General features: G+C 71.0%; 21 protein-coding genes. 8 read left to right on the top strand and 13 right to left on the bottom strand.

Translation table 11 applies throughout. The annotated features are described in order from the left end of the window. The first annotated feature begins 181 nt into the window (after positions 1 to 181). From Dac01nite_RS05610 to gnd, 3 genes are all read left to right on the top strand, one after another. Positions 182 to 1,120 carry an oxidoreductase gene (locus tag Dac01nite_RS05610; protein WP_203654134.1) on the top strand — a complete coding sequence of 313 codons (939 nt, stop codon included), beginning with the start codon at positions 182 to 184 and terminating at the stop codon, positions 1,118 to 1,120. A 70-nt stretch (positions 1,121 to 1,190) separates the two neighbouring features. Further along, entirely contained in the window at positions 1,191 to 2,591 is a 1,401-nt protein-coding gene (gene zwf, locus Dac01nite_RS05605) for a glucose-6-phosphate dehydrogenase (RefSeq protein WP_203654126.1), read from the top strand. A gap of 48 nt (positions 2,592 to 2,639) precedes the next feature. Then, the gene (gene gnd / locus Dac01nite_RS05600; RefSeq protein ID WP_239066535.1) at positions 2,640 to 3,680 is read left to right on the top strand and encodes a phosphogluconate dehydrogenase (NAD(+)-dependent, decarboxylating); all 1,041 of its coding nucleotides are present in this window, start codon (positions 2,640 to 2,642) and stop codon (positions 3,678 to 3,680) included. A gap of 23 nt (positions 3,681 to 3,703) precedes the next feature. On the opposite strand, the gene Dac01nite_RS05595 is transcribed toward gnd, so the two are convergent. The 3 genes from Dac01nite_RS05595 to Dac01nite_RS05590 all read right to left on the bottom strand — a co-directional run bounded on the left by Dac01nite_RS05595 (position 3,704) and on the right by Dac01nite_RS05590 (position 4,999). After that, positions 3,704 to 3,916 (bottom strand): hypothetical protein, encoded by a 213-nt coding sequence (locus tag Dac01nite_RS05595; RefSeq protein ID WP_203654124.1) that lies wholly within the window; start codon positions 3,914 to 3,916, stop codon positions 3,704 to 3,706. A 270-nt stretch (positions 3,917 to 4,186) separates the two neighbouring features. Beyond that, complete coding sequence (locus Dac01nite_RS12190; RefSeq protein WP_275404522.1) at positions 4,187 to 4,309, bottom strand: hypothetical protein; 123 nt, start codon at positions 4,307 to 4,309, stop codon at positions 4,187 to 4,189. 114 nt (positions 4,310 to 4,423) lie between these two features. Beyond that, positions 4,424 to 4,999: a hypothetical protein gene (locus Dac01nite_RS05590; RefSeq protein WP_203654122.1), complete on the bottom strand. Its 576-nt coding sequence runs from the start codon at positions 4,997 to 4,999 to the stop codon at positions 4,424 to 4,426. Positions 5,000 to 5,023: 24 nt separating this feature from the next. Here Dac01nite_RS05590 and Dac01nite_RS05585 point away from each other — a divergent pair, with 24 nt between their 5' ends. Together Dac01nite_RS05585 and Dac01nite_RS05580 are read left to right on the top strand one after the other, a co-directional pair. Continuing rightward, the gene (locus Dac01nite_RS05585; RefSeq protein ID WP_203654120.1) at positions 5,024 to 5,920 is read left to right on the top strand and encodes a glucose 1-dehydrogenase; all 897 of its coding nucleotides are present in this window, start codon (positions 5,024 to 5,026) and stop codon (positions 5,918 to 5,920) included. A 70-nt stretch (positions 5,921 to 5,990) separates the two neighbouring features. Beyond that, positions 5,991 to 6,659, top strand: a complete 669-nt coding sequence (locus Dac01nite_RS05580) for a metal-dependent transcriptional regulator (RefSeq protein WP_203654118.1) — start codon at positions 5,991 to 5,993, stop codon at positions 6,657 to 6,659. 42 nt (positions 6,660 to 6,701) lie between these two features. Here the strand turns inward: Dac01nite_RS05580 and Dac01nite_RS05575 are convergent, their stop codons facing one another. From Dac01nite_RS05575 to Dac01nite_RS05555, 5 genes are all read right to left on the bottom strand, one after another. Then, positions 6,702 to 8,090 carry an Nramp family divalent metal transporter gene (locus Dac01nite_RS05575; RefSeq protein ID WP_203654116.1) on the bottom strand — a complete coding sequence of 463 codons (1,389 nt, stop codon included), beginning with the start codon at positions 8,088 to 8,090 and terminating at the stop codon, positions 6,702 to 6,704. A 36-nt stretch (positions 8,091 to 8,126) separates the two neighbouring features. Next, the gene (locus Dac01nite_RS05570; RefSeq protein WP_203654108.1) at positions 8,127 to 8,456 is read right to left on the bottom strand and encodes a YnfA family protein; all 330 of its coding nucleotides are present in this window, start codon (positions 8,454 to 8,456) and stop codon (positions 8,127 to 8,129) included. Positions 8,457 to 8,491: 35 nt separating this feature from the next. Next, positions 8,492 to 8,998, bottom strand: coding sequence for an O-acetyl-ADP-ribose deacetylase (locus Dac01nite_RS05565; protein WP_203654106.1), 507 nt, complete (start codon positions 8,996 to 8,998; stop codon positions 8,492 to 8,494). 67 nt (positions 8,999 to 9,065) lie between these two features. Then, positions 9,066 to 9,953: a phosphodiester glycosidase family protein gene (locus tag Dac01nite_RS05560; protein ID WP_203654104.1), complete on the bottom strand. Its 888-nt coding sequence runs from the start codon at positions 9,951 to 9,953 to the stop codon at positions 9,066 to 9,068. Next, complete coding sequence (locus tag Dac01nite_RS05555; protein WP_203654097.1) at positions 9,950 to 11,581, bottom strand: cation:proton antiporter; 1,632 nt, start codon at positions 11,579 to 11,581, stop codon at positions 9,950 to 9,952. The genes Dac01nite_RS05560 and Dac01nite_RS05555 overlap by 4 nt, the downstream gene beginning before the upstream one ends. Before the next feature lie 130 nt (positions 11,582 to 11,711). Between Dac01nite_RS05555 and Dac01nite_RS05550 the strand changes: the two genes are divergently transcribed. Beyond that, the gene (locus Dac01nite_RS05550) at positions 11,712 to 12,005 is read left to right on the top strand and encodes a hypothetical protein (protein ID WP_203654095.1); all 294 of its coding nucleotides are present in this window, start codon (positions 11,712 to 11,714) and stop codon (positions 12,003 to 12,005) included. 13 nt (positions 12,006 to 12,018) lie between these two features. Here Dac01nite_RS05550 and Dac01nite_RS05545 read toward each other — a convergent pair whose 3' ends face one another. Beyond that, entirely contained in the window at positions 12,019 to 13,125 is a 1,107-nt protein-coding gene (locus tag Dac01nite_RS05545; protein ID WP_203654093.1) for an Rv2578c family radical SAM protein, read from the bottom strand. A 66-nt stretch (positions 13,126 to 13,191) separates the two neighbouring features. Next, the gene (locus Dac01nite_RS05540) at positions 13,192 to 13,926 is read right to left on the bottom strand and encodes a hypothetical protein (protein ID WP_203654091.1); all 735 of its coding nucleotides are present in this window, start codon (positions 13,924 to 13,926) and stop codon (positions 13,192 to 13,194) included. Between the two features lie 168 nt (positions 13,927 to 14,094). On the opposite strand from Dac01nite_RS05540, the gene Dac01nite_RS05535 reads away from it, so the two are divergent. Further along, positions 14,095 to 14,565, top strand: a complete 471-nt coding sequence (locus Dac01nite_RS05535) for a GNAT family N-acetyltransferase (RefSeq protein WP_203654089.1) — start codon at positions 14,095 to 14,097, stop codon at positions 14,563 to 14,565. Between the two features lie 24 nt (positions 14,566 to 14,589). Here Dac01nite_RS05535 and Dac01nite_RS05530 read toward each other — a convergent pair whose 3' ends face one another. The 3 genes from Dac01nite_RS05530 to Dac01nite_RS05520 form a co-directional block, all read right to left on the bottom strand. Continuing rightward, positions 14,590 to 16,143: a SulP family inorganic anion transporter gene (locus Dac01nite_RS05530; RefSeq protein WP_203654087.1), complete on the bottom strand. Its 1,554-nt coding sequence runs from the start codon at positions 16,141 to 16,143 to the stop codon at positions 14,590 to 14,592. A gap of 220 nt (positions 16,144 to 16,363) precedes the next feature. Then, positions 16,364 to 16,765, bottom strand: a complete 402-nt coding sequence (locus tag Dac01nite_RS05525; RefSeq protein ID WP_203654086.1) for an ACT domain-containing protein — start codon at positions 16,763 to 16,765, stop codon at positions 16,364 to 16,366. Between the two features lie 41 nt (positions 16,766 to 16,806). After that, positions 16,807 to 17,043 (bottom strand): thioredoxin family protein, encoded by a 237-nt coding sequence (locus Dac01nite_RS05520; protein ID WP_203654084.1) that lies wholly within the window; start codon positions 17,041 to 17,043, stop codon positions 16,807 to 16,809. A 269-nt stretch (positions 17,044 to 17,312) separates the two neighbouring features. Here Dac01nite_RS05520 and Dac01nite_RS05515 point away from each other — a divergent pair, with 269 nt between their 5' ends. After that, the gene (locus Dac01nite_RS05515) at positions 17,313 to 18,074 is read left to right on the top strand and encodes a hypothetical protein (RefSeq protein ID WP_203654082.1); all 762 of its coding nucleotides are present in this window, start codon (positions 17,313 to 17,315) and stop codon (positions 18,072 to 18,074) included. Positions 18,075 to 18,109: the final 35 nt, after the last annotated feature.

The raw sequence follows: 18,109 nt of genomic DNA, 5'->3' as shown, positions 1-18,109 counted from the left end.
CGGATTGCTCTCTCAGGCAACCCCGGTCCGGTGCGCGGCATTCCACGGACGGGCGGTGCCCCGTCCAGGATCGCAGCCGCGGACGCCCCGTGCTCTCCCGAGACCCCGGTCGCACGGGGCGGCGGAATCGTGGGCCTCGTGCGCGGCGTTAGCGTGGGCACTGCCAGCTGAGGAGGCCGCAATGCCCTGGTCCATCACGGACATCCCCGATCAGACCGGTCGCGTGGCCGTCGTCACCGGAGCCAACGGAGGCCTGGGCCTGGTGACCGCGAGCGCCCTCGCGGGCGCCGGCGCCCATGTGGTGATGGCGGCGCGAGATCCCGACAAGACGGCCGATGCGCGCGCGAGCATCCTCGCCGCTCACCCCGGCGCCTCGCTCGAGGTGGTTCCGCTCGACCTCGCGTCGCAGGAGGGCACCCGGGAGGCCGCCGCCCGGATCGCCGCGTCGCACGACCAGGTCGATCTGCTGATCAACAATGCGGGCGTGATGGCGATGCCGGAGCGGCGCACCGAGGACGGCTTCGAGACCCAGCTCGCGATCGACCACCTGGGTCACTGGACCCTGACCGACGGGCTGCTGGCGCCGCTGGTGCGAGCGGACCGGGCGCGCGTCGTGACGGTCACGAGCTTCGCGCGCCACAGCGGCAGGCGCATCGACCCCGACAACCCGCACCTCGAGGGCCGCTACGACGACTGGGGCGCGTACGGCCAGGCCAAGCTCGCGAACCTGCACTTCGCCCTGGGGCTCGACCGCCAGCTCCGGGCTGCTGGCGTGCGCGCGAGGTCGCTGGCCGCACACCCTGGACTGGCGCACACAGACCTGCAGAAGCGCACGGTGCGCGAAGGCGGAGGCGGATCCGCCGGACCGTTCTGGGAGCGGGTCACCGCGGACTACGGCATGCCTGCCGAGCGAGCGGCGCTGCCCCAGCTGCGCGCCGCGACGGACCCCCGTGCGAAGGGTGGCCAGCTGTACGGGCCGCGGTGGGTGGTCACGGGACGTGCGGTGCGGCTCCCGCTGTACCGGCGCATCGGCCTGTCACGGTCCATCGAGGTGCTGTGGGACGTCTCGCAGCGCCTCACCGGCGCGTCCATGACGGTGCCGACCGTGGTCGGGACGTGACCGCAGGCGCCGGGCGACGGCCGCCCCTAGTGTGGAGACTGACCACCGTCCCATCCCTGTGAGGAGTGCCATGCCAGGTGCGTTGCCCGAGACGAGCTCCGACTCACTGGTGTTCTTCGGCGCCAGCGGAGACCTCGCCCGCAAGTCGATCTTCCCGTCCCTGTACCGGATGGTGAAGTCCGGCACCCTCACGGTGCCGGTCGTGGGCGTGGCGTACTCCCAGTGGGAGCTCGCGGACCTCCAGCAGCGTGCCCGCGAGGCCGTCGGCGCGTCCAAGGGCGGAGTCGATGACCCCGAGGCGCTCGAGCGGCTCGTGAGCCTGCTGCGCTACGTCGACGGCGACTACAACGATCCCTCGACCTTCGAGCGGCTGCGGGAGCAGCTCGCCGAATGCGGATCTCCCACGCACTACCTCGCGATCCCGCCGACCCTGTTCGGCACCGTGGTGCAGGGACTGGAGAGCGTGGGGCTCAACACCAACGCGCGCGTCGTGGTCGAGAAGCCCTTCGGCAGGGACCTTGCGAGCGCGAAGACGCTGAACGCGGACATCACGAGCGTGTTCGACGAGCACGCGATCTTCCGCATCGACCACTTCCTGGGCAAGGAGGAGATCATGAACCTCCTCTACTTCCGCTTCGCGAACGCGATGTTCGAGCCGATCTGGAACCGCAACTACATCAAGTCCGTGCAGATCACGCTCGCGGAGGACTTCGGGGTCAAGGGGCGCGGCTCGTTCTACGAGTCCGCGGGCGCGTTGCGCGACGTCGTCGAGAACCATCTGTTCCAGATCGTGGCCCTGCTGACCATGGAGGCGCCCACGTACCAGGGGTACGGAGCCGTGCAGTCGGCGAAGTCCAACGTCTTCAAGGCGATGCGCCCGCTCACCCGTTCCGACTACGTGCGCGGGCAGTTCGAGGGCTACCGCGACGAGGAGGGCGTCGCGCCCGGATCCGACGTCGAGACCTACGCCGCGGTGCGGCTGCACATCGACTCGTGGCGCTGGGCCGGCGTGCCGTTCTACCTGCGCACCGGGAAGTGCCTGGCCGTCTCCGTGGGCGAGGTGGTGGTGGACTTCAAGCGCCCGCCGCAGGCGCTGTTTGCGGATGCGTCCGACCCGGATCAGCATCCCAACCGGCTGCGCTTCCGGCTGTCACCCGAAGGCGAGATCGGCCTGGGCGTGCGGGTGAAGCGCCCGGGCGAGGAGTTCGTGGGCCATGAGCGGGAGCTGCTGCTGCCCACGGAGAGCGAGCTCGAGCGCGAGCCGTACGAGCGCCTGCTGGCCGACGCGCTCAAGGGCGACAGCGCGCTGTTCACGCACGAGGACTCGGTCGAGGCCGCGTGGCGGGTGGTCGACGGCGTGCTCACCGACCACACCCCCGCCATCCCCTACGCCCCCGGCTCCTGGGGCCCGGAGGAGGCCGCCGGGCGGCTCATCGGGCACGACGGGCCGTGGCACAATCCCCGGCCCTGACACGCCCCCAGGACACGACTCACCACAGACGACCGCGAGGAGACACACATGACGACCACCGCCCCGATGCAGCTGGGAATGATCGGCCTGGGACGCATGGGAGCCGGACTGAGCCGCCGGCTCATGCGCGACGGCCACACCGTCGCGGTCCACGACGTCTCCCCCGCCGCGATCGACGCGCTCGCGGCCGAGGGCGCGATCCCGGTGCGCGAGCTCACCGAGTTCCTCACCGCGCTCGACGCACCTCGCTCGGTGTGGGTCATGGTGCCCGCGGGGCAGATCACCCAGTCCGTGATCGACGCGCTCGCTCAGGTGCTCGAGCCCGGCGACACCGTCATCGACGGCGGCAACAGCTACTACCGGGACGACATCGCGCATGCGAGCGCCTTGGGAGAGCGCGGCATCCATCACGTGGACTGCGGCACGTCGGGTGGCGTGCATGGACTCGAGCGCGGCTTCTGCCTGATGGTGGGAGGCGAGCGTGAGACGGTCTCGCGCCTCGCGCCCATCTGGGACACGATCGCGCCGGGCGTCGACGCCGCGGAGCGCACCCCGGGGCGCGAGGGCACGCCGGTGGACGCCGAGAAGGGGTGGCTGCACTGTGGGCCCAACGGCGCGGGGCACTTCGTGAAGATGGTCCACAACGGCGTCGAGTACGGCCTGATGGCGGCATACGCCGAGGGCTTCAACGTGCTGCGCAATGCGAACGTGGGCAAGGCCACGCGCCAGGCCGATGCCGAGACGGCGCCGTTGGCGAACCCCGAGTTCTATCAGTACGACATCGACACCGCCGCCGTCGCCGAGGTGTGGCGTCGCGGCTCCGTCGTGGGCTCGTGGCTGCTGGATCTCACCGCCGAGGCCCTGCACGAGGACCCCGATCTCGCGGAGTTCTCTGGCAACGTGTCCGACTCGGGCGAGGGTCGTTGGACGTCGATCGCGGCCATCGACGAGGGCGTGCCCACGCCGGTGCTCACGACCGCCCTGTATTCGCGCTTCGCGTCGCGCGACCTGGACATCTACGCGGAGAAGGTGCTGAGCGCGATGCGCAAGGGGTTCGGCGGGCACGAGGAGAAGCCCACCGGGGAGTAGGCGGCCCCCCAGCCGCGCCACCCTCAAGGGGTGGCGCGACCGGGAAGCGCGGTGGCGCTCACGGCGATGCGCGCGCGGCGACGCGCCCGCAGGCGCACCAGACGCACGCGCCGTCGCAGGCGGGCGAGGCCGCTGGGCAGCGGCCCGAGCCGCGCCTCGGCGCGATCGGCGTGCATGAGGTCGGGGCGCTCGGCGTAGTACGCCGCGAGCTTCCCGAGAGCTTCGTAATGAGTCATGGCAGTTCACCTCCTCTCGACAGGATCGAGGGCCGGCAGGGCACGCGCTGGCGGTTGTCGGACACCAGCGTGCGGGGAGTCCGGCACGCCGCGCCCGTGGTGGGCGCGCATGCGGGACGCGAGACTCAGGCCCGGGGGCGTGAGCGAAAGGGCGCAGCAGCGGACCGGTGCTGGCGGGCGCAGGCGAGGGGCCTGACGCGCCAGGGTGCGATCACGGTCCGCATGCGTCGGCGGCCCAAGGGGGCCATCAGGATGCGGAGCTGCTGCGGGCTAGCCGAGCTGGGCGGCGCCGAAGCGGCGCTTGTCCCCTCGCAGGCTGCGGGGCTCGGGAGAGGACAGGAAGCGCCACGTGGCCGCGTTCGCGGCGGTGGTGTTCAGGTCGATGTCCATCATCGGAGCCTCCTTTCGCATGCCTGGGGGTGAACAGTCGAACGCTCAGCACGAACGTCCGGAGAGGACGGTAGCAGGGTGCCGGCTCGATCGGAAGAAGATTTTACCGAACCGTGATCAGGAGGCGATTCGTGCGGACAGCAGGTCGAGCAGCGCGGCCTCGTCCTCGACGCCCAGGTAGACCTCCTGGCTGTCGCGCAGCGTCAGCACCACGGCGGTGGTGCCGGTGGTCGTGTAGGCCCGGGCGTTGCGGTGGGTGAGACCCCAGCGCCAGCCCCAGCCCCCGAACTCCCGCACCGGGGCGTACTCGCGGCGCTCGACCGCGCGGACATCGGCGAGCGCGATGTCGCGCCGCAGCGCCCCGGCGAGCCGCACCCGCAGGTGGGTGTCGTCGACGGTGACCGTGAGCGGCACTGCGAGCAGGCACAGAAGCAGGGCGAGCGTGCCCGCGCACAGCCATGGCGCCTGCCGCCACCCGGCCCCGACGGTGAAGATCGCTGCACAGAGCCCGGCGCACCCCAGCAGGAGCACCAAGGCGAACCTGTTCTCGTACGCGAGCTGACGGGACCGATACGCGACCATGGCCTCAACCCTGGCACGCGCATCGGCCGCCGTGCCATCGTCCGCGCGGCGGAATCCTCGCCGGCACATGACGGTTGTCCCCTGGGACAGGGACGCGACGATCGTGTCCACCACCCACCCCTCAGGGAGGTACCCATGTCCTTCGACCAGCTCACCTTCGACGATCCGAGCAAGCGCTACGCGCATATCCGGCCGCAGGCCCAGGAGCAGCCCTTCCCCGGGCTTGACCGCGACCTCGACCCTCAGGCCGATCACGGCGAGGAGAGCTACCGCGGCACTGGCCGGCTCGAGGGCCGCAAGGCGCTCATCACGGGTGGCGACTCCGGTATCGGCGCGGCCGTCGCGATCGCGTTCGCCCGCGAAGGTGCGGACGTGGTCATCAACTACCTCGAGCCCGAGCGGGAGGACGCCGAGCGCATTGGCGGGCTCATCGAGAGCGAGGGCCGCCGCGCCATCCTGATCGCCGGCGACATCCGCCACCGCGACTTCTGCCGCACTCTCGTGGCGAAGGCAGTGGACGCCCTGGGTGGTCTCGACATCCTCGTGAACAACGCCGGGCACCAGGAGTACCACAAGGACTTCACGGACATCACCGAGGAGGATCTCGACCGGACCTTCAAGACCAACCTGTACGCCATGGTGTGGCTCACCCAGGACGCCCTCCAGCTCATGGGCCCCGGCTCGACCATCATCAACACCACGTCGGTGCAGGCCTACAAGCCCTCGCCGATCATCGTGGACTACGCGACCTCGAAGGCCGGTATCAATGGGTTCACCAAGGGACTCGCGATGCAGCTCGCGGAGAAGGGCATCCGCGTCAACGCGGTGGCTCCCGGCCCGGTGTGGACTCCGTTGCAGGTGACCGAGGGGCAGCCGCCGGAGAAGCTCGACGGGTTCGGCGACAACACCGCGCTGGGCCGGGCCGGGCAGCCAGTCGAGATGGCTCCCGCATACGTGTTCCTGGCGTCGCCCGAGTCCAGCTACGTGGTGGGCGAGACCATCAATGTCAACGGCGGCCTGCCGGTGCCGTGACCCGCGAGGGGCGGCACGGGTCCTTCGCGCGAACGAGGCGCGGTGCGCGTCGCTTCCGTAGGATGGCACGGTGCCTGTCACCGACCTGTCCCCGTCCACCCAGGACTACCTGAAGAGCATTTGGAACCTCCAGGAGTGGGCGAGCGGACCCGTGTCCGTCACGGCGCTGGCGGAGCGACTGGGCGTGCGCACCTCGACCGTCTCCGACGGCATCAAGAAGCTCTCCGCCAACGGCCTGGTCGAGCACGCCCACTACGGAGGCATCACGCTCACCGAGGCGGGGCGCTCGCACGCCCTCGCGATGGTGCGACGCCACCGGCTGCTCGAGACGTACCTGGTGCAGGAGCTGGGCTACGACTGGGACGAGGTCCACGACGAGGCCGAGGTGCTCGAGCACGCGGTGTCGGATCGCCTCGTGGCCGCCATCGACGCGCGCCTGGGGCACCCCACCCGGGACCCGCACGGCGACCCGATCCCGTCCGCGGACGGCGCCGCGCACCTGCCGGACGCGGTGCCGCTCGCACAGGCCGGCGACGGCACTGCGACCATCGCGCGCATCGCGGACGACGACCCGGACAGGCTGCGCGCGTTCGCCCAGGTGGGACTGGTCCCCGATGCACGCGTCGAGGTCGCCAGCGACGTCGACGGCGTGCGCATCCGCCTGGACGGCGTGGTCACCGACGTCGCTCTCGACGGCGAGGATGCCGGCGCGATCTGGGTGACTCCAGCGCGGGCGTGACGCCGCGGGAGTCACCCATCCGTCGGTGCGGTCGCGGCGGCGTCAGCCGCCGGTGATCGTGATGACGATCAGCGCGAGGTTGAGCGCCACGATGAGCGCGACCACCACCCAGCCGATCACTCGCACCGGCAGGCCGCTCGCGTGCTCCCCCATGACCGCGCGCGAGCTCGTGAGGCGCACCAGCGGGATGAGCGCGAACGGGATCCCCAGGCTCAGCACCACCTGGCTCAGCACCAGCGCCCAGGTGGGGTCGACGCCCATGCCGACGATCACGAGCGCCGGGATGAGCGTGATGAGGCGCCTGGTGAGCAACGGGATGCGCCGGTGGAGCAGGCCGCCCATGATGACCGCGCCGGCGTAGGCGCCCACGGATGTCGCCGCGAGTCCCGAGGCCAGCAGCCCGACCGCGAAGATCACGCCGATCGCGGGCCCGAGGTTGGCCTCGATGGCGGCGTGCGCGCCTTCGATCGAGTCCGTGCCGCTCACGCCGCGCAGAGACGCCGCGGCGAGGAGCAGCATCGCGATGTTGACGGACCCGGCGATGAGCAGCGACCAGAGCACGTCCGCCTTGGTGGCGCGCAGCAGTCGCGGCAGGCGATCCTTCCACGACGGGTCCGCGGCGGCCGCAGTGACGGGGTTCGCTCCACCGACGCCCTGGCCAGGCGGCAGCGCCCGCGGCTCGGCGGCCACGACCTCGTTGTCGACGCCCGGCTCCCCCGGCAGGTGCCGGTCGCGAGCCAGCGCAGAGTGAAGGTAGATCGCGTGCGGCATCACCGTGGCGCCCAGCATCGAGGCCGCCAACAGCACCGTGCCCGCGTCGCCGAAGCGCGGCACCAGGCCGCCGGCGACCTCGCTCCAGCTCACGGGCGACACGAACAGGCCTGCCAGGAATCCCACAGCGATGATGGCCAGGAAGCCCATGATCACGAACTCGAACGGGCGCTGTCCGCGGCGCGAGTGCACCGCCAGCAGGATCATCGAGACCACACCGGTGATGAGCCCTCCCCAGATCAGCGGCAGGCCGAACAGCAGGTGGAGGGCGATCGCTCCGCCGATCACCTCGGCGAGATCCGTGGCGGCGGCGACGACCTCCGCCTGACCCCAATACGTCAGTCGGGTGCCGCGGCGCAGCCGCTGTCCGAGAAGCTCCGGGAGCGACCGGCCAGTGACCAGGCCCAGCTTGGCGCTCAGGTACTGGATGAGCACCGCCATCGCGTTCGAGACCACCAGCACCCAGACCAGGAGGTAGCCGTACTCGGCGCCCGCGGTGAGGTTCGCGGCGACGTTCCCGGGGTCGACGTAGGCGACCGCGGCGACGAAGGCGGGACCGAGCAGGGCCCACAGCCGATGCTCGGGCCGGGGACCGCGCCCGGTCGCGCCGGGGCGGCCCGTCACGCCCGCATCGGCCGCCTCGGAGCGATTGTTCGGCATGCCGAACAATCTAGCATCGCCCGTGGAGCGTCCCCGTCATCGAGGGGCGAGCATCATGATCCCCGCGCCCAGCAGGCACAGCGCCGCGCCGGTCCAGTCCCACACGTCCGGCTGGAACTTGTCGACCACGATGCCCCACGCCAGTGACCCGGCGACGAAGATCCCGCCATAGGCCGCGAGGATGCGCCCGAAGTGCGGGTCCGGCTGAAAGGTCGCGATCACGCCGTACAGCGCCAATGCGACCACGCCGAGACCCACGAAGACCGCTCCGCGATGCTCGCGGATGCCCTGCCAGACCAGCCAGGCGCCGCCGATCTCCGCGAAGGCGGCAAGCACGAACAGGGCGATGACGCGGAGGGTGTGCATGCGGCACACCCTAGTGCGCGACCGTCATCGCGAGATCAGTCGGCGATCAGCGCCTCGTACAGCTCGAGGTCGTAGTCCGAGAAGCAGCAGAACGTGACCTCCTCGATCGACGGGTGCTGCTCGACGGCCTCGCGCACCGCGGCCACGGCGACCTCCGCGGCGTAGTCCTGCGGGTAGCCGTAGGTTCCTGTGGAGATGCAGGGGAAGGCCACCGTGCGCAGTCCATGTCCGGCAGCCAGCGCGATCGCGTGCCGGTAGCAGTCCGCCAGCACCTGGTCCTCGCCATGGCCGCCGCCGCGCCAGAAGGGCCCCACGGTGTGGATCACGTGCGTGGCGGGCAGCCGGTACCCGCCGGTCATCTTGGCCTCGCCCGGCTCGCAGCCGCCGAGCTCGCGGCACTCGTCGTGCAGGCCGCGCCCGGCCGCAGCGTGGATCGCGCCGTCCACGCCGGACCCGCCCAGCAGGGTCTCGTTCGCGGCGTTGACGATCGCGTCGACCTTGAGCGTCGTGATGTCGTCTCGGATTGCGCGCAGGTGCGTCATGCCTCCCAGTCTGTCTCACCGCGGCTGAGATCGCAGGCGAGGACGGCCGATGCGCGGGTCGCCGTGCCTACCGGAGGGTCGCCGTGATCACGCCCGCGTAGGGTCCGGACAGCACGCTCGGCTCGGGCTGGCCCGTCACCCACAGGTCAGAGATCTGTCCGTCGAGGTAGAGCGCGTCCTCGACCCCCAGCTGGTCGCTGAACAGCGTGGCGAAGTCCCACAGGTTGGTCAGTCCCGTCGAGATCGCGAGATACACCACGTCTCCCGTGGTGCTGACGCCCACCCCGCTGCGGACCGCAAGATTCGTCGAGCCCTCGCGGAACTCGGGGTGCACCTCGCCGTCCAGCAGCAGCGCCGGCCCCGACTGCGTCGCGTGGAGCACGCCCGAGGGGTCGTAGTCCACGCTGTCCACGACGGTCGCGGTGCCATCGTCGAGGACGGCGAACACGGCATTGGGCTTGAGGTGGAAGTTGCCGCCGCCGTCCGCGAGGTTGAGCCCCACGAGCTCCTCGCCGTCGCTGACGAGAAGGCCGCCAGGGACCATCTCCGGCGTGAAGATCCCCGCGTTCGTGGCGACCTGGATCTCGCCGCTCGCGGCGAGGACGTCCGCCAGCATCACTCCCCCGGCGTCCGGATCCCAGTCCACACGCACGTCCCACTCCTCCAGCGGCAGCGTCACCACGGCGTAGCGCCGCCCCGCGTGCTCCACGATGCGCGCGTCGACGTCCCCCGTGCCCGGGACCGCCTTGCTGGTCGCAGCGGGACTCGGCGATCCTGACGTGGCGGGCTCGGAGGCGTCCCTGGCCGCAGTGGCGGTGACGCGTGGGGGCACCGGCGCGTCTGCGCTGCATCCCGCGACGACGGGGACAGCGAGGACGGCGACCGCGAGGGCGAGGGCCGCGCCCGGGCCCACGCGCAGCGGCCGCATTCGCCGCGACCGGGACAACAGGCTCACAGCTCCAGCCGGATCTGCTCGACGTCCAGCTCGTGCAGCGCCTGCGACAGGACCGGCGACGAGAAGGTGCCCACGTCCCGGGCGTCGAGCAGGGCATCCCTGCGCGCGCGGATGACCGCGAGGTGCTGCGCGCCGCCGCGCCCGTGATGCTCCTGCGACGCGAACTCGCGCCTGACGCGAGCGGACGCCTCGTCCATAAGCGCGTCGAGCCGCTCGCGCTCGGCGCGTCGCTCGGCAGGCGAGGCGCCCATCGACGGCTTCACCCATCGCACCACCCACGCGACGGTTCCGCCCTGGATGACGAGCGACAGGATGGCGACCAGGTACGCCACCAGGACCAGCAGCGAGCGGCCGGGCGTGTCGGTGGGCAGCGTCTGCGCGGCGGCGACCGTCACCACGCCGCGCATGCCGGCCCACACCATGATGGCGCCCTCGCGGGGCCCGAGCGTGCCGCGCACCAGGTACGACAGGTCCGCCTGGACGCGGGCGAGGCGGCGCTCGACGTGATCGGAACCTGCGCCGCGATGCCGCATGCGGGCACGCCAGCCCAGCCGGCGCCCTGCCGCCTCGCGCCGCTCGGGATCCTGGAGCAGCTCACGGACGTGCTCGACGTGCGGCTGCAGCTCACGGGCACGGCGGGCACGGCGCGCCTGCACCCACAGCAGCGGGGCGATGAACGCCGCGCGGACAACCAGCACGCCCACCAGCAGCACCACTGCGATGCCGAGCGCGTGCCCGACGCCCTCATGGTCGCGCTCCACGTCCTCGATGGTGCCCAGCAGCTCCAGGCCCAGGATGAGGTAGACGGCGCCCTCGAGCATCAGCTCGATCGCATGCCAGGTCTGGTGATCCGACTGGCGCGCCTGCGGCGACAGCCGGCGTGCAGCGCCGTTGCCGGTCACGAGACCCGCCACCACCGCCGCGACCAGGCCGGACGCGTTGAGCAGCTCCGCCGGGATGGATGCCAGGAAGGGCACCGTGAACGTGAAGACGGTGTTGGCCGTGGGGTCCTTGATGCGCGCGCTCACGGACAGGTTGACGCGTCCCACGAGCCAGCCGATCGCGACGGCGAGCGCCATCGCCAGCACGAAGTGCCACGCGATGTCCCACAGCGTGACGGCCGATGCGGCGGCCACGATGGCGCCGCGCAGCAGCACCAGTGCGGTGGCGTCGTTCAGCAGGCTCTCGCCCTCGAGCAGGCCCACCACGCGCGGAGACACGCCCAGCCTCTTGATGATGCCCGTGGCCACCGGGTCGGAGGGCGACACGATGGCGCCGATCGCGAAGGCCCACGGCCACGCGAGGTCCGGGATGAGCGCGTGGACGAGCACGCCCACCAACACCGTGGAGAGGATCGTGAGCAGCACGGACAGGGCGCCGATGGACCTGAACTCGCGACGGAAGTCGGTGGCCGGTATCGATGCGCCGGCGGCGTACAGCAGCGGGGGCAGCACGCCCGCGAGGATGACCTCTGGCTCGATCTCGACGGCCGGCATGCCCGGGATCAGGCTCACCGCCACGCCGAGCGCCACGAGGATCAACGGCGCGGCGACGCCCACGCGCGGGCTCACCGCGGTCGCGAAGGCGATCGCGATGAGCGCGATCACGCCGATGACGAGGACCTCCACCACGTGCCTCCTCGTGAGCGTTCTTGGCGGTCACGACATCGTAGCGGCGGCGGCCGGACCCATCGGGACCTCCGGCCGTCGCGAACCTCCTGCGGAGGGTGATACGTTCGCGAACGTGAGAGGAGGCGCCATGACCGCCGTGCAGCACCCCGCCGCGCGCGCTCGCCTGCGAGCCCGCACCCCTGTACCCACCTTCAGGTCGGCGATGGGTGAGGGCAGGGCGCCGATGCGCATGTGGGTCACGGGCCTCACGCAACGCGGCATGATGGTCAGCGACGGCGAGGGCGCCGCCGTGTGGGTCATCGACGAGCGGTCGCGCCACGCGGTCGAGCAGGCTCTGGCGCTGGGGATCTCCGCACTCGACATCCACGACGGCGGCACCATCGTGATCGCGGGCACCGAGCTCAACGTCGCACCCTGGTAGGGGCTGGCTCGACTCAGAAGAGCGTGGGCTCGGGCTGGTTCAGCTCGGCGAGGTTCGCGCGCGAGCCCTGCATCGCCGCGGAGGTGGTGCGCCACTCCCCGTCGCGGTCGCGTGCATCCACGCGACGCGGCTGCGTGGAGCCCATCGACCCGGTGTTCGGATCCTCGGGAGCGCGCTCGAGACCGTGCGCGCGGATGAGCGGCCTGAGTCGATCGGCCAGCGCGCGACGGTACTCCTTGGGGGCGTACGCGCCGTCGCCGTAGAGCTCTCGATACCGGGGCGTCAGGTCCGGCCGGTGGGTGTTGAGCCAGCGGGCGTACCACTCCTTGACGCCTGGCCTCAGGTGCAGCGCGGTGTACGTCACGGAGGTGGCGCCGGCCTCCTTGATGCGACGCAGGGCGCCGTCGAGGTGCTCCTCGGAGTCGGTGAGGAAGGGCAGGATGGGCATCATGAACACGGCGACGTCGAAGCCCGCCTCCGCCGCTGCCGTCACGGTGGCGAGCCGCGCCTGCGTCGTGGGGGTTCCGGGCTCGATCGACTGCTGGAGGTCGTCGTCCGCGATCGCGATCGACAAGGCGAGATCCACTGGAACCGATGCCCGCGCATCGGTCAGGCGAGGCAGGTCGCGGCGCAGCAGCGAGCCCTTGGTGAGGATCGAGAACGGCGTCCCGGAGTCCGCGAGCGCGTCGATGATGCCCGGCATGAGTCGGTAGCGGCCCTCTGCCCGCTGATAGGGATCCGTGTTGGTGCCGAGCGCCACGTGCTCGCGCGTCCAGGACCTCTTGGCGAGGTCCTGGCGCAGCGCCTCGACGATGTTGACCTTGACGATCAGCTGACTGTCGAAGTCCTTGCCCGCGTCGAGCTCCAGGTACTGGTGACTGGGGCGCGCGAAGCAGTAGACGCACGCGTGGGTGCAGCCGCGATACGGGTTGATGGTCCACGTGAAGGGGACGGCGCTGGACTGGCCCACCTTGTTCAGCGCGCTCTTGGCGAGCACCTCATGGAACGTGACGCCTTCGAACTCGGGGGTGCGCACCGAGCGCACGAGGTTGTTGAGGCGCGCGAGACCGGGCAGCGCCTCCGCGCTCTCCGTGGCGATCGCCTGCCCTTCCCACCGCATGGCGCCATTCGAACACGTGTTCGATCCAGGGTCAAGCGGCGCGCCGGACAGCGCGGGACAGCGCGGTCAGCCCTCGAGGTCGACCTGCCGCACCTCGAGGTCGAAGAGCGGGACCTCCCCCTCGGGCACCGCGATCTCCACGAGCATGCCGGTGCCAGTGAGCTCCTGCGGATCGACCACGCTCCACGTCACCTGCTGCTCGTCCGCGAGCGGCTGCCCGATGGTGACGGGCGACTGCAGGCACTCGAGCCCTGCGGCCGGTGCGTAGTGGTCCGCCCACGGGACCGTCACGAGCTCGGCAGCGCCCTCCGGCGGGCACGCCTCGAGCTGCACCCACTCGGTCTGCCAGTGGCGGCCGGCGACCCGCTGGTCCCAGGTGAGCTCCACCCACAGCTCTCCCTCGGGCTCGCCCTGCACGCTCCACGGCCATCGGAGCTCCAGCCCCCAGGTGACCCACGACGCGCCGACCAGCGCCTGGTAGTAGTCCTTGGCCGGATCCTCGTCGAGCACGCGGTAGACGTCGACGCATGCGTTCGTCTCGCCGCCGAACCGCTGCACGGCCAGCAGCGCGGGGTGCGAGACGGTCGAGGCCCAGCTCACGGGCTCGGCGCACAGGCTCTGCACGGGCGCCTCGCCATCGACGCGCTTCAGCACCGGCGTGGGCACCTGGGCCACCTCGTCCTCGGGCGCGTCCTGCGTCAGCAGATGGCTGCGAGCCGTGAACCAGATGCCGACCATCGCGACGATCAGCACGACGCACGCCGCGGCGACGGCGACGCGCCCCCGGCGACGAATCGTCACGCCGGACACTCGATCGCTGCCGTCACCTGCAGCCTCCGCCACGCACTCATCTGCACCCCCTGGCATGTGCGGCCCGCGACGCACGGCCGATTCTGAGCCGAGCATAGGGCCACCGCCGCGCGAGCGGAAGGACCACGGGGGAAGCGCGACGGGCGTAGCGTCGGACGCATGGACCGTGCCGCTGTCGCCACCCGGTTGGCGACCCCTGAGGATGCGCCCGTGCTCGCGCAGCTGCTGTGGGACTTCAACGCCGAGTACGACGAGAGCACGCCCTCCATCGCGACGCTCGAGCGACGGCTGCAGGCACTGCTCGCCGGGGATGGCTTCTGGGCGATCCTGGCGGGCGTCCCGGCAGTGGGCTTCGCGACGCTGGCGATGCGCGACTCGCCCTACTACGAAGGCCGGGTCGCGTACCTCGAGGACCTCTACGTGGTGCAGGACATGCGCGGCACTGGCATCGGGTCAGCCATCATGGCGCTGCTGATCACCGAGTCCGAGCGGCGTGGCGCCGGCCTCGTCGAGATCGGCGTGGACGAGCCTGATGTCGACGCGATGCGGTTCTACGTCCGGCACGGGTTCGTGCACCGCGATCCCGAGACGGGCGATCGCGCGTTCCACATCTACCGCGAGCTCGCGTGAGAGCGGGGCGCCGCCGGCGACGGCCTAGTGACCGGCGCCCAGCTTCCCCGCGAGGCGGTCGAGGCGCATCTGCGTGTCCTCGTTGGCTCCGACGATCGTGACCGTCTTCCCCTTGGACTCGTACTTGTGGATGATCGCGTCGAGCGTGGCCACGGTCGAGGCGTCCCACACGTGCGCCTGCGAGATGTCGATCACGATGCGGTGAGGATCCCCCGAGTAGTCGAACTGGTACACGAGGTCGTTCGAGGACAGGAAGAACAGCTCACCCTCCACGGCGTAGACGCGCTGGTCGTCGTCGTCCGAGGCATCCAGGCGGGTCACCGTTGTCAGGTGCGCGACCCGGCGGGCGAACAGCACCATCGCGGTGAGCACGCCCACGCCCACGCCGATCGCGAGGTTGTGGGTCCACACGGTCACGACGACGGTCGCGAGCATCACGGCGAGCTCGGACTTGGGCATGGTGCGCAGCGTTCCGAGCCGCACCGAGTGCCAGTCGAACGTGCCGACCGCGACCATGATCATGACGGCCACGAGCGCCGCCATGGGGATGATCGCGACGAGGTCGCCCAGGCCCACGACGAGCAGCAGCAGGAACACTCCCGCCAGGAAGGTCGAGATGCGCGTGCGGGCTCCGGAGACCTTCACGTTGATCATGGTCTGGCCGATCATCGCGCAGCCGCCCATGCCGCCGAAGAACCCCGTCACGATGTTCGCGACGCCCTGACCCCAGGACTCGCGGGTCTTGTTCGAGTGGGTGTCGGTCACGTCGTCCACGAGCTTCGCGGTCAGCAGCGACTCGATGAGCCCCACCAGCGCCATCGCGAGCGCGAACGGAGCGATGATCTGCAGCGTCTCGAACGTCAGCGGGACGTCGGGGAACAGCAGCTGCGGCCACGACTCGGGCAGCTCGCCCTCGTCGCCCACCGTGGGCACGCTGATCGCGGCGATGATCACGGCCGCGGTGATGAGCGCGATCGCGACCAGCGGCGCGGGGACCACCGTGGTCCAGCGCGGCAGCAGGACCATCACGATGATGCCGACGGCGACCAGCGGGTACACCACCCAGGGCACGCCCGTCAGGTGCGGCAGCTGCGACATGAAGATGAGGATCGCGAGCGCGTTGACGAATCCCACCATCACCGAGCGCGGGATGAAGCGCATCATCTTCGCGACGCCCAGCAGGCTCAGCACGATCTGGAGCACGCCGGCGAGGATGACGGTGGCGATGAAGTAGTCGACGCCGTAGTCACGGGCCACGGGAGCGATCACGAGCGCGACGGCGCCGGTGGCGGCGGAGATCATCGCGGGACGGCCGCCCACGAACGCGATGGTCACGGCCATCGTGAAGGAGGCGAACAGCCCCAGGCGCGGATCGACGCCGGCGATGATCGAGAAGGCGATCGCCTCGGGAATCAGTGCGAGTGCGACCACCAGGCCGGCGAGCACCTCGGTGCGCAGACGCCGGGGGTTGCGGAGCGCGGCCTTGACGGAGAACGACTCGTCGGCCTCCGGAGCACCCGTCACGGGCTGCGGCTCGGGCGCTGGATCGGCGACGTACGGTCGGGGCTGATCGGGCATGCGTGCTCCTCAGGGTCGTGGGCGGCTCCACTGCGCGCGCCATGGATCCGGGCCGATGCGCGGGCCTGGTTGGCAGCGCACGCGACGTCGCGAGGTGGCTGGGTGGGGACGGGCTCGGGCGCGCACGCGGCGCTGGCGACCGAACCGCCGCCACCTTACCGCACGTGCCCTCCACCGGGCTGGCGGGCGGTCCTCGCCGGCGGCGACGTGCTCGGGCCCGCTACCGCTCGGACGCGAGGCGACGCAGGGCCGTCATGGCCTCCGCCGCGCGGTCCTGAGGGACGAACAGATGGTCGTGATGGAAGCCGGCCACCACGTTCGCGCTGATGCCCACGTCTGCGAGGGCGCGCGCGAAGGCCGCCGTGAGCCCCACGGCCTCGAGCGACGAGTGCACGGTGAGGCTGATGCGCGCGCTCGGGAACTCGAACTCCAGTCCGTGGCGGCCGGCGGCATCGATGGGCAGCACCAGCGTGAGGCCCTCCGCCTCGCGGACGGTGGCGACGGCGTCGATGAGCGCCGCGGCGGACGCCAGGCCGTCGACGCTCGCCCACACGTACGTGACGGGATCGAGCTCGGGGCGCATCGACGTGAGGAGGGTGTCGAGGTCGGTCTCGCCTGTCATGGGGCGAGCCTAGCGACAGCTCGAGCCCGACCGCCGGGCGCTCAGTCGTCAGACAGCAGCGCGCGGATCTCCTCGGCGGTCGGAACGCGGCCGACGACCTTGAGGAGGCCGTTGACCGCGAGTCCCGGCGTGGACCGCGCGCCGTAGGCGGCGACCTGTGCGGGATCGGTGATGGTGAAGACGCGAATGTCTCGATGGTCCTGCGCGGCCACGTCTCGGATCAGCCGCTCGAGGCCGTCGTTCGTGGGGCACGCGGGCCCCAGGATCTCGATGGTCATGGTGACCTCCTCTGCGGGCGCCGCCGTGGCGCTGTTCTGTGCAGTGTCCGCCGGTCCCAGCCGGCGGGGGCGGGCCCTTGGTCCCGCTGGTCGTCGAAGGGCCTGGAAGCAGGCCGATGCGCGCGCCGCCGCGCCGATCGTCCGCACTTCTCGAAACGATCTCGACAACGTTTTCTCGCGTTTCCTGTCAACCTTTCCTGCTCGTGGCGCATCTGACCAGTGCAGAGGAAAACAGGATTGCAACGGCGCAGTCCGGAAAGGGGACGACCATGTCCACCACTCGCGCACTCACTCACCGCAACGGCACCGTGTCGATCGTGACGAGCTCGGCTGCCGCGGGAGCGTTCATCGCTCTCCTCACCTCCTGGGCGCTCAGCAGCCCGGCCACCGCCGACGACGAGGGCTTGGTCGATGTCGACGGCCTCGTGACCATCGGCTCCCATGACGGCAGCGGAGGCGCTTCCGTCGACGCCGACGTCAGCATCCTGGGCGCGGGCGAGCGTGCCGAGGACCTCCCCGTCTGCCTCCCGCCCGTGGAAGTGGACGACGACCCACAGACCGGCTCCGATGACGATTCCCGCGACGGATCGGGCGGCGTGAGCGTGCTCGACGCCCGTGTCGACGCGGACCTTCTGGACGGCGTGCTCGCAGGCGGCGCGCGCTCCGGAAGCGGGTCCGGTAGCGGCTCGGGCGGTTCCGGGTCGGACTCCGGGTCCGGGTCCGGGTCCGGTGACAGCGGAAGCGGCGCCAACGGCGGCAGCGGCGGCAGCGGCGGCTCAGGGAATGGCTCCGGGTCCGGCGATGGCGGCTCCGACCACGATCACGGCCCGCTGATCGACGCGGACGTCGATGTCGACGTCGACGGCCTGCTGCCTGCGGTGACGCATCACAAGAACCTGCTGGACGTGGACCTCGGCGCGGCCGTCGGTGGCCTGCTCGACGCGGATGCCAACGTGTTCGTGGGCGACGATCAGGACGACCCCGCTCTTGTGGACATTGACACATCCGCGCTTCTTGGGCTGGACAGGTGACATATCCGCGGGTCTAGGTTGAAAAGACCAGCAAT

Origin of the sequence: Demequina activiva (genome assembly GCF_016862815.1) — a bacterium.
GTDB classification, from domain to species: domain Bacteria; phylum Actinomycetota; class Actinomycetes; order Actinomycetales; family Demequinaceae; genus Demequina; species Demequina activiva.
Note: the sequence above shows the minus strand (reverse complement) of the source record. Positions and strands in the feature narration are given on the sequence as shown.

Excerpts from the sequence above, each read along its gene's own strand:
- Dac01nite_RS05575 (WP_203654116.1), bottom strand. The coding sequence starts at position 8,090 with ATGCCGAACAATCGCTCCGAGGCGGCCGATGCGGGCGTGACGGGCCGC.
- Dac01nite_RS05530 (WP_203654087.1), bottom strand. The coding sequence starts at position 16,143 with ATGCCCGATCAGCCCCGACCGTACGTCGCCGATCCAGCGCCCGAGCCG.
- Dac01nite_RS05595 (WP_203654124.1), bottom strand. The coding sequence starts at position 3,916 with ATGACTCATTACGAAGCTCTCGGGAAGCTCGCGGCGTACTACGCCGAG.
- Dac01nite_RS05570 (WP_203654108.1), bottom strand. The coding sequence starts at position 8,456 with ATGCACACCCTCCGCGTCATCGCCCTGTTCGTGCTTGCCGCCTTCGCG.
- Dac01nite_RS12190 (WP_275404522.1), bottom strand. The coding sequence starts at position 4,309 with ATGATGGACATCGACCTGAACACCACCGCCGCGAACGCGGCCACGTGG.
- gnd (WP_239066535.1), top strand. The coding sequence starts at position 2,640 with ATGACGACCACCGCCCCGATGCAGCTGGGAATGATCGGCCTGGGACGC.
- Dac01nite_RS05545 (WP_203654093.1), bottom strand. The coding sequence starts at position 13,125 with ATGCGGTGGGAAGGGCAGGCGATCGCCACGGAGAGCGCGGAGGCGCTG.
- Dac01nite_RS05610 (WP_203654134.1), top strand. The coding sequence starts at position 182 with ATGCCCTGGTCCATCACGGACATCCCCGATCAGACCGGTCGCGTGGCC.
- Dac01nite_RS05565 (WP_203654106.1), bottom strand. The coding sequence starts at position 8,998 with ATGACGCACCTGCGCGCAATCCGAGACGACATCACGACGCTCAAGGTC.
- Dac01nite_RS05520 (WP_203654084.1), bottom strand. The coding sequence starts at position 17,043 with ATGACCATCGAGATCCTGGGGCCCGCGTGCCCCACGAACGACGGCCTC.
- Dac01nite_RS05515 (WP_203654082.1), top strand. The coding sequence starts at position 17,313 with ATGTCCACCACTCGCGCACTCACTCACCGCAACGGCACCGTGTCGATC.
- Dac01nite_RS05535 (WP_203654089.1), top strand. The coding sequence starts at position 14,095 with ATGGACCGTGCCGCTGTCGCCACCCGGTTGGCGACCCCTGAGGATGCG.
- Dac01nite_RS05550 (WP_203654095.1), top strand. The coding sequence starts at position 11,712 with ATGACCGCCGTGCAGCACCCCGCCGCGCGCGCTCGCCTGCGAGCCCGC.
- Dac01nite_RS05585 (WP_203654120.1), top strand. The coding sequence starts at position 5,024 with ATGTCCTTCGACCAGCTCACCTTCGACGATCCGAGCAAGCGCTACGCG.
- Dac01nite_RS05525 (WP_203654086.1), bottom strand. The coding sequence starts at position 16,765 with ATGACAGGCGAGACCGACCTCGACACCCTCCTCACGTCGATGCGCCCC.
- zwf (WP_203654126.1), top strand. The coding sequence starts at position 1,191 with ATGCCAGGTGCGTTGCCCGAGACGAGCTCCGACTCACTGGTGTTCTTC.